Annotated in this window: 7 protein-coding genes; all 7 read right to left on the minus strand. The window is 73.3% G+C overall.

What is annotated here, in order from left to right:
- Nucleotides 1-38 precede the first annotated feature (38 nt).
- The gene (gene ispG / locus IEZ12_RS31920; RefSeq protein WP_043909679.1) at nt 39-1,199 is read right to left on the minus strand and encodes a flavodoxin-dependent (E)-4-hydroxy-3-methylbut-2-enyl-diphosphate synthase; all 1,161 of its coding nucleotides are present in this window, start codon (nt 1,197-1,199) and stop codon (nt 39-41) included.
- Nucleotides 1,200-1,321: 122 nt separating this feature from the next.
- Nucleotides 1,322-2,629: a M50 family metallopeptidase gene (locus tag IEZ12_RS31925; protein ID WP_189277050.1), complete on the minus strand. Its 1,308-nt coding sequence runs from the start codon at nt 2,627-2,629 to the stop codon at nt 1,322-1,324.
- A complete protein-coding gene (gene dxr / locus IEZ12_RS31930) occupies nt 2,617-3,885 on the minus strand; it encodes a 1-deoxy-D-xylulose-5-phosphate reductoisomerase (RefSeq protein WP_189277052.1) in 1,269 nt (422 codons plus the stop codon). Before dxr ends, IEZ12_RS31925 begins: the two co-directional genes overlap by 13 nt.
- A gap of 31 nt (nt 3,886-3,916) precedes the next feature.
- The gene (locus IEZ12_RS31935; RefSeq protein WP_189277054.1) at nt 3,917-4,324 is read right to left on the minus strand and encodes a hypothetical protein; all 408 of its coding nucleotides are present in this window, start codon (nt 4,322-4,324) and stop codon (nt 3,917-3,919) included.
- A 112-nt stretch (nt 4,325-4,436) separates the two neighbouring features.
- Nucleotides 4,437-5,879: an aldehyde dehydrogenase family protein gene (locus tag IEZ12_RS31940; RefSeq protein ID WP_043909671.1), complete on the minus strand. Its 1,443-nt coding sequence runs from the start codon at nt 5,877-5,879 to the stop codon at nt 4,437-4,439.
- 139 nt (nt 5,880-6,018) lie between these two features.
- The gene (locus IEZ12_RS31945) at nt 6,019-7,584 is read right to left on the minus strand and encodes a PucR family transcriptional regulator (protein WP_043909670.1); all 1,566 of its coding nucleotides are present in this window, start codon (nt 7,582-7,584) and stop codon (nt 6,019-6,021) included.
- 159 nt (nt 7,585-7,743) lie between these two features.
- Nucleotides 7,744-9,750, minus strand: a complete 2,007-nt coding sequence (locus tag IEZ12_RS31950) for an ATP-binding protein (protein WP_189277055.1) — start codon at nt 9,748-9,750, stop codon at nt 7,744-7,746.
- Nucleotides 9,751-9,790 lie beyond the last annotated feature (40 nt).

Genomic DNA, 9,790 nt, shown 5'->3' on the forward strand with positions numbered 1-9,790 from the left:
CCGCCGAACTCAGCGGCCCCGCCGGGGAGTTCAGACCGTCACTCGGCGGCCACGACGACGGGGGCGCCGGATTCGACACCCTCCTCCTGCATCTGCTCGGCCAGCTTCATGGCCTCCTCGATCAGGGTCTCGACGATCTTCGACTCGGGCACGGTCTTGATCACCTCGCCCTTGACGAAGATCTGGCCCTTGCCGTTGCCGGAGGCGACGCCCAGGTCGGCCTCGCGGGCCTCGCCGGGGCCGTTGACGACGCAGCCCATGACGGCCACCCGCAGCGGCACCTCCATGCCCTCCAGGCCGGCGGTGACCTCCTCGGCGAGCTTGTAGACGTCCACCTGGGCGCGGCCGCAGGACGGGCAGGAGACGATCTCCAGGCCGCGCTCGCGCAGGCCCAGCGACTCCAGGATCTGGTTGCCGACCTTGATCTCCTCGGCCGGCGGGGCGGACAGCGAGACCCGGATGGTGTCGCCGATGCCCTCGGCGAGCAGCGCGCCGAACGCCACGGCGGACTTGATGGTGCCCTGGAAGGCCGGGCCGGCCTCGGTGACGCCCAGGTGCAGCGGGTAGTCGCAGGCAGCGGCGAGCTGCCGGTAGGCGTTGATCATCACGACCGGGTCGTTGTGCTTGACCGAGATCTTGATGTCGCGGAAGTCGTGCTCCTCGAACAGCGAGCACTCCCACAGCGCGGACTCCACCAGCGCCTCGGGGGTGGCCCGGCCATACTTCTCCAGCAGGCGCTTGTCGAGCGAGCCGGCGTTGACGCCGATCCGGATCGGCACGCCCGCGTCCTTGGCGGCCTTGGCGATCTCGCCGACCTTGTCGTCGAACGCCTTGATGTTGCCGGGGTTGACGCGCACCGCGGCGCAGCCGGCGTCGATCGCGGCGAACACGTACTTGGGCTGGAAGTGGATGTCGGCGATCACCGGGATCTGCGACTTCTTCGCGATGATCGGCAGCGCGTCGGCGTCGTCCTGCGAGGGGACCGCGACCCGGACGATCTGGCAGCCCGAGGCGGTCAGCTGGGCGATCTGCTGGAGCGTCGCGTTGACGTCGGAGGTCAGCGTGGTGGTCATCGACTGCACCGAGACCGGCGCGTCACCGCCCACCGGTACGTTGCCGACCATGATCTGCCGCGAGTACCGGCGCTTGGCCAGCGGCTTGAGCGGCAGGGAGGGGATACCGAGCGAGATCGCGGTCATGTGCGCAGTGTTTCCTCTGCAGAAATTCGATGAGCCGACGCGCACTGCAACCGGCGCGCCCGGCGTCCAACGGTACGGCACGGCCGGGTGGCGGAGCACACCCGGCCGTGGGTGGCGTGCGGCTAGTTCAGGCGCACCGGGTTGACGATGTCGGCGGCCATCACGAGGCCGGTGAAGCAGATGAAGATGCCGGCGACCACGTACGCCACCGGCATCAGCCGGGCCACGTCGAACGGCCCGGGGTCGGGGCGGCGCAGCACCTTGGCGAGGCCGCGGCGGAGCGACTCCCACAGGGCGCCGGCGATGTGGCCGCCGTCCAGCGGGAGCAGCGGCAGCATGTTGAACAGGAACAGCATGAAGTTCAGGTAGGCGAGCATCTGCACGAAGACGGTCAGCTGCACGCTGAGCGGCAGGTCCGCGGCGAACACGTCGCCGCCGAGCCGGGCCGCGCCGATCATGCCGACCGGGGAGTCCTGGTCGCGGGGGGCGCCGTCCACGACGGCGTGCCACAGGCCGGGGATCTTGCCGGGCAGCTGGGCCAGCGACTCGACGCCGTGGCCGGCCAGCCGGGCCATCTCGTCGGTGCTCTCGCCGAGCGACATGTGGTGCACGCCCATCGCCGGCGTGATGCCGAGGAAGCCGGCGGTGACGGTCTTGCCCTTGATCGGGTAGCCGTCCTTGTCGATCGCGGCGAGGGTGTTGGCCTTGATGTCGGCGGGCAGCGTGGCGAGGGTGCCGTCCTGGTGCCGGACGTCGATCTCCACGTGCTTGCCGGCCGAGTCGCGGATCAGGCCCTGCAGCTGCGTGTAGTCGTGGATCTTCACCCCGCCGAAGGCCAGCACGGTGTCGCCGGCCCGCAGGCCGGCCGCGTTGGCCGGGGACTTCTCGGCGTCCGGCTTGCAGGTGTCGGTCTTCTCGCCGACCGGGACGACGCACTCGTTGACCGTCGCGATGGTGGGCGTGGTCCGGGTGACGCCGATCCCCATGAACAGGGTGAGGAACAGCCCGATCGCCAGGATCAGGTTCATGCCCGGGCCGGCGAACATCACGATGACGCGCTTCCACGGGGCCCGGGTGTAGAACATCCGGGTCTCGTCGCCGGGCTGGAGCTCCTCGTACGAGGCGGACCGGGCGTCCTCGATCATGGTGCGCCACGGCGAGCTGGAACGTTTCGTTATCCGGCCGTCCGCCCCGGGCGGGAACATCCCGATCATCCGGATGTAGCCGCCGAACGGGATCGCCTTCAGGCCGTACTCGGTCTCGCCCCGCCTGGTCGACCAGACGGCCTTCCCGAAGCCGACCATGTACTGCGGCACCCGGATCCCGAACAGCTTCGCGGTGGAGAGGTGGCCGAGCTCGTGCCAGGCGATCGAGAACAGCAGCCCGACCACGAAGATCAGGACGCCCAGCACCCACATCAGCATTTCCACCGCGTCGCCTCCGTCGTCCTACTGCCTCGGCCGGCCGCCAGCTCACGGGCCCGGGCCCGGGCCCAGCTCTCCGCGTGGAGTACGTCCTCCACCGTGAGCGAAGTTCCCGATTGCGGTGTGCCGTGTTCGGCGACCACCTTCGCCACAGTGTCCACGATTCCGGTGAAGGGCAGTGCGCCCTTCAGGAAAGCGTCCACACATTCCTCGTTGGCGGCGTTGAAGACCGCCGGGGCGGTCCCGCCGAGCGTACCCACCTCGCGGGCCAGCTCGACCGCGGGGAAGGCCTCGTTGTCCAGCGGGAAGAACTCCCAGGTCGCGGCCTTGGTCCAGTCGCAGCCGGGGGCGGCGTCCGGCACCCGGTCCGGCCAGCCGAGGCCCAGCGCGATCGGCATTCGCATGTCCGGCGGGCTGGCCTGGGCCAGCGTCGAACCGTCCACGAATTCCACCATCGAATGAACGACCGACTGCGGATGGACCACCACCTCGATCCGGTCGAACGGCACGTCGTACAGCAGGTGCGCCTCGATCACCTCCAGGCCCTTGTTCACCAGGGTCGCCGAGTTGATCGTCACCACCGGGCCCATCGCCCAGGTCGGGTGCGCCAGCGCGTCGGCCGGCGTGACGCCGGCCAGCTGCTCACGGGTGCGGTTGCGGAACGGGCCGCCGCTGGCGGTCACCACCAGCTTGCGGACCTCCGCGCGGGTGCCGCCGGCCAGCGCCTGGAACAGCGCGGCGTGCTCGGAGTCCACCGGCACGATCTGGCCGGGCTGCGCCACCGCCTTCACCAGCGGACCGCCGACGATCAGCGACTCCTTGTTCGCCAGCACCAGCACCCGGCCGGCCCGCAGCGCGGCCAGCGTCGGCGCCAGGCCGATCGAACCGGTGATGCCGTTCAGCACCGAGTGGCACTCCGCCGCGGCCAGCTCGGTCGCCGCGTCCGGGCCCGCCAGCACCCGCGGCAGCGGGGCGCCCTGCGCCTTGGCCGCCAGGGCCTCGCGCAGCGGCTTCTCGGCGGCCGGGTCGGCCACCGCGACGGTGTGCACGCCCAGCGCCACGGCCTGCTCGGCGAGCAGCTCCACCCGGCCGCCGGCCGCGGACAGCGCGACCACCTTGAACCGGCCGGGGTTGCGGAGCACCACGTCGATGGCCTGGGTGCCGATCGAGCCGGTCGAGCCGAGAATGACCAACTCCCGCGGCCCGTCCGGGTCGGCGACGGTCGGAGTGAAGCGCAGCTGCGGATGGGCGAACGAATTCATGCCCCCCATTGTGGCCTGTGCTACCCGGTGGTCACCGCCATGCCCAGAGCTTCCCGGCGACCTCGCCGTCCGCCGAGTTCTCCCACTCGAACACGCCTGCGACGCCGCGCAGCCCGGCGAACTCCGGCGAGTCGGTCTCGTAGACGACCGAGCCGCGGAAGCTGTTGCCACCGCTCTCGGTGAACGTGCCGACGCCGTGGCCGCGCCAGCTCGCGTGCGCGCCGCCCGGGCCCATCAGCACGCCCTGGCCGTTGCCCTCCAGCGTGCCGTCGTCGCGCAGCCGCGCCGTGTAGGTGCCCATGTCCTGGACCGGGACGCCCAGCAGTGTGCCGCTCGCCGCGTACGAGGTCTCCACCGTGGGCGGCAGCCCGTGCTCCCCCGGCAGCACCCGCCGACCGGTGATCCGGCCCTGTTCCTCGGCAATGAGGTCGCCCAGCATGACGGGCCTCCTTCCTTCCTGCCTCCCGGCCTACGCCCGGTACCGGAGCGCGTCAAGGCAGGCCGACGCCCCGCCGCCGCTGCTGCGGTGACGGGGCGTCGGAGGGGGTTGCTCAGAGGTCGAGGCCGGTCAGCACCATGACCTTCTCGACGGTGTAGTCGTCCATCGCGTAGCGGACGCCCTCGCGGCCCACGCCGGAGTCCTTCACGCCGCCGTACGGCATCTGGTCGGCGCGGTAGGACGGCGCGTCGCCGATCACCACGCCGCCGACCTCCAGCTCGCGGTGCGCGCGGAAGGCGGTCTGCACGTCGTGCGTGAAGACGCCCGCCTGCAGGCCGAAGTCGGAGTCGTTGACCATGGCGAAGGCCTCGTCGGTGGAGGACGCCTTGTGCAGCGACATCACCGGGCCGAACACCTCGGACTTCGCCAGGATGGCGTCCGCCGGCATCTCGGCGAGCACGGTCGGCGCGTAGGCGGCGCCGTCCCGCTTGCCGCCGGTGAGCAGCTTGGCGCCCTTGGCGACGGCGTCGTCGACCCAGGACTCGACGCGCTTGGCGGCGTTCTCGTCCACCAGCGGGCCGACGTCGGTGGCCTCGTCGCGCGGGTCGCCGGTGACCTGCGCCTGCACCTTGGCGACGACCTTCTCGACCAGGCGGTCGTAGACGGTCGCGTCGGCGATCACCCGCTGCACCGAGATGCAGGACTGGCCGCCCTGGTAGTTCGCGAACAGCGCGATCCGGCTCGCGGCCCAGTCCAGGTCCGCCTCGGAGCTCCAGTCCGCCAGCACCACGGCCGCGGCGTTGCCGCCGAGCTCCAGGGTGACGTGCTTGCGCGGCACCGAGTCCATGATCTGGTAGCCGACCTTGTCCGAACCGGTGAACGAGATCACCGGCAGGCGCTTGTCCTGCACCAGCGCGGGCATCTTGGCGTTCTCCACCGGCAGGATGCTCCAGGAGCCCGCCGGCAGGTCCGTCTCGGCCAGGATCTCGCCCAGCACCATGGCGGACAGCGGGGTCGCCGGGGCGGGCTTCAGGATGATCGGCGCGCCCACCGCGATCGCCGGGGCCAGCTTGTGGGCCACCAGGTTCAGCGGGAAGTTGAACGGCGCGATGCCCAGCACCACGCCGCGCGGGAAGCGGCGCACCAGCGCGTAGCGGCCGGTGCCGCCCGGGTCGGTGTCCAGGCGCATGGTCTCGCCGTTGGTCCGGCGGGCCTCCTCGGCGGCCCAGCGGAACACCGACACGGCACGGCCCATCTCGCCGCGCGCCCACTTGATCGGCTTGCCGTTCTCGGCGGTGATCAGCTGGGCGATCTCCTCGGTGCGCTCCGTCAGCCGCTTGGCGACGTGGTCCAGCGCGGCCGCGCGCACGTGCGCCGGGGTCGCGGCGAACACCGGAACAGCGGCGGCGGCGGCCGCGACGGCCTCCTCGACCTGCGCGTCGGTCGGCACACTGACCTTCGCCACCAGGCTGTTGTCGTGCGGGTGACGGACCTCGAAGTCCGCCTCGCCGCTCGCCCGCTGCCCGGCCAACCAGAACTCGTACGTGGTGGTCACGGTCGCACCGGCCCCTTCCCTCGAAGACTTCGCTTTCCCGTTCACGGTAGGCGGAGGGGGACGGCTTTCCGATTGGACGGACGGGTGGAAAGCAGCCGGTCGATTTCTACGGACAGGACAGGCCCGTCCGGGGCGGGGCTCAGTCCTCGCCCGCCCGCAGCGCCAGCCACAGCTCCATCCGGACGTCCGTGTCGTCCAGCGAGCGGCCCAGCAGCTCCTCGACCCGGCGCATCCGATAGCGCAGGGTGTGCCGGTGCACGCCGAGATCGGCGGCCGCCGCGTCCCACTGGCCGTGCCGGGACAGCCAGGCCCGCAGCGAGGCCACCAGGTCGCCGCGGGCGGTGCGGTCGTGTTCGCGCAGCGGGCGCAGCAGGCCCTCGGCGAACGCGGTGACGGCCTCCTCGCCGAGCAGCGGGAGCAGCGAGCCGGCGCCGACCTCCTCGTGGTCGACGGTGCGGCGGCCGCCGCGCTGGGCGACCGCCAGCGCCCGCTCGGCCTGGGCGTGCGCGGTGCCGGCCTCCTCCAGGGCGGCCGGGGCGGAGACGCCGAGCGCCAGGCCCTCGTGCTCCTCGACGGCGCCCAGGCAGGCCCGGTGCACCGAGCCGTTGTCGATGGCGAGCACCATCAGGCGCGGCCCGTGCGCGCCGTCCTCGCGGGCCACCAGCAGCTTCTCGCCGACCTTGCCGCCGGCCTGCTCGGCGCGGTCGCCGAGCTCGCCGAGCGCCTCCGCGGCCTCCGGGCCGGGCCCGGCGGCGGCCACCAGCACCCGGACGGTGCCCTCGGGCAGGCCGCCGAACAGCCCCGCGGCGATCTGGCGGGCGGTGCCGACCTCACCGGCCAGCACCATCCGCAGCAGCGCCGCGCCCATCTTCTCCTCGGCCTGCCGCAGCTCCCGGGAGCGCTCCAGGGTGAGGGTGAGCAGCGCGACGGCGGCGTTCAGCACGTACCGCTCGGTCGGGGTGATGCGGTCCTCGGTGCCGACCGCGAGGAAGCCGCGCGGGCGGCGGTCCGCGCCGAGCGACTGGACCACCACGTAGTCCTCGTCGGCGGTGTCGATGGTGCCGGCCCGGCCCTGCAGCGCGGCGCTCGACGGCGCGGGGCGGCGGCGCAGCCGGTCCACCTCGGCGGCCAGCCGGCCGGCCCGGCGGGCGGCCCAGTCCGGGGCGACCGCGGACAGCGCGCCGGAGCCGTCGTACAGCGCGGCCCACCCGCCCAGGCGGGCGGCCAGCCGGCGGACGATCGCGGTGGTGCCGTCCTTGCCGAGCGCGGCCCGGGTCAGCTCCTCCTGCGCCTCGAAGCTGGTGGTGACGGCCTCGTACTGCTCGGCGGCCAGCGCGGCGGACACGGTCTTGGAGATCGCGATGAACGGCGTCGCCTCGGGCACCCGCAGCAGCGGCAGCCCGCGCTGCGCGGCGGCGTCCACCAGCGCCTGCGGCACCTCGGTGTGCGAGAGGCCGACCCCCAGCCCGAGCCCGACCACGCCGGCGTCCGCCAACCGGTGCACGTAGGCCTGCAGACCGGCGGCGCTCTTGCCCAGCTTGATGCCGGTGGTGAGGAGCAGCTCACCGCCCTCCAGGAACGGAGTGGGGTCGTCCAGCTCGCTGGTGTGCACCCAGCGGACCGGGCGTTCCAGGTGGTCCGCGCCTGCCAGCACCGTCAGGTGGAGCGTGCTGGTGCGGACGACGGAGGCGAGTGTGGGGGGCATGGCACCTTCGATGGTTCGACCCGGTCGCGTCGTTGCGACCGGGCGAGTGAGGGTTCTTCTCTCATTATGGACGCTCCGGACAAGCCGGAGTGCCGAAATCCGCCGGTCCGTACCTTCCGTGACCCAATGCTGACCACCCCGCGACCGCCCCCGGGGCGATCAGTGCCGGAGGTCGACCAGCAACGGCGGCACCTGCTCCCCCGTCACCGAGGTCAGCGAGACCACCGCGTGCCCGGACGGCAGCGCGTGCGCCAGGTCGGACGGCGACCAGCGGTGCCGCTCGACGTCCCGGGTGGTCACCGACTCGGTCTGCGCGGTGGTGCCCGACAGCGCCTTGCGCACCAGCCGGCCGGCCCGCCGCATCGTGCCGCCCGAGGTGTCCGGGGTGTGCGTCACGGCGGTCTCCCGGACCAGGTGGGTGCCCCAGGCCTCGGAGAACAGCCGACCGTCCCAGGGCGCTATGCCGGGGAAGGCCATCCGGTTGCCGACCGCGCCGAACAGCGGCGCGCGCAGCGCCTCCGGCAGGTCCGACAGCGTCCGCAGCAGCAGCACCACGCCGGCGTTGGCGCCGCGCAGTCGCTGGATCCCGCGGATCGTCTGCGCGTCCACGGCGGCGGTGGCGTCGTCCAGCACCAGCCCCGCGAACAGCTCCCGGTCACCGCGGTCGGCGGCGGCCTGGGTGAACTGGCCGAGCAGCAGCCGCGACAGCATCCGGGCGGCCTCCGGGTGGCTGCGCTCGGGCAGCTTCACCCGCACCCGCAGCGGATGCTCCAGCGCGCGCATCGCGAACGCCGGCTTGGCGTCCGGGCCGCCGGAGAACCCGGGGGCGAGCGCCGGACGGTCCAGCAGCGCCAGCCGGTCGGCGAGCAGCGCACCCGGGTCGTCCACCCGGCCGTGCATCCGCTCGCGCTGCTGCAGGTCCGCCTCGAACTCCGGGCGCCGACCCGACTTCTGCAACTGCTCCGCGAGCTCCGCCCACCCGTCCTGGTCACCGGCCAGCAGCCCGCGCAGCTCCCGCACCCCCGGGTAGCGGCCGTACGCCGCCCGGAACGGCCCCACCACCTGCTGCATCGAGGTCCGGGCGCTCTCCGCCCGCGGAGCCAGCTCGTCCGGCAGCAGCGCGTCGGCCAACCGGGCCGCCGCCTCGTCCGGGTTCGGCGCGGCCCCGTACAGGTCCAGCCCGTACGGCGCGGACGGGTCGCCGGGGGCGATCACCACGTCGTACCAGTCGTCCGGGCCGAGGTCCGCGTCGGACGCCCCGACCACCACCGCGCAGGCCGCGCCCGCCAGCGCCTGCAGACACAGCGCCTCCGCCACCGGGCGGGCCAGCGCCGCCGTCTTCCCCGTCCCGGCCGGGCCGACCGCGAGCAGCGAGGTGCCGAGCAGCGCGGGCTCCAGCGCGAAGCCCGCGCTCCGGTGCGTCGCCGGGTTCTTCGGCACGTCCTGCGCGGTGCCCAACCGGACCTGACGCACCATCAGGTCGTGCCGCGCCCGCCGCCCGCCCGGCAGGTCGCGCTGCTCGGACGGGTGCGCGCAGGCGGCCGCACCGCGACTGCCCACCTGCGCGGCGAACTCCTGCCGGCCGGCCGCGTCCGCACCGACGCTCCGCCACGCCTGGTGCAGCCGCACATAGTCCACATCCCCCACCTGCTCGCCCTCCAGCCGCCGCACTGCCTCCCCGGCCGGCCGCAACTCCGCCCACACGTCCACCGCGGGCACGTCCTCGGGCTCGGGCGGGACGTCGGTGACGGTGTGCGAGACCAGCGGGAGCAGGAAGCGGCGGCCGACTTCGCGCCAGCGGCCCATCCGGCCGAAGATTCGTATGACCGCCGCAAGGACCAGGAGATTCACCAGCAGGGCGAGCACGATGGTGGGTGTCGCCGGAAGGTCACCGAGGCCGAGCATGCCGAGACCGGAGAGCGCGAAGCCGCGGCCGTAGATGAACACCAGCCACGCCACCACCAGGTTCAGCGCCGCCCGCAACAGCAGCGGCCCCGCCGCCGTCTCCCCGTCCCCCGCCGCCCTCGGGTCGTACGGGGTGTGGTGCTGGCGGTAGATGCCGGGCGGGGCCTGGGGGCGGGGGGCGGTGGCCCAGGTGGGGAGGTGGAAGGGGGCGCGGGGTGGCGGGAGGGGGGTGTGCTGGGTTCGCGCGTCGTTCAGTTCCACTTCGGGGCCCCTCCTACGTTGCCGGCGGTGCCAGACCCGC

Origin of the sequence: Kitasatospora griseola (assembly GCF_014648555.1) — a bacterium.
In the GTDB taxonomy this organism is placed as follows: Bacteria; Actinomycetota; Actinomycetes; order Streptomycetales; family Streptomycetaceae; genus Kitasatospora; species Kitasatospora griseola.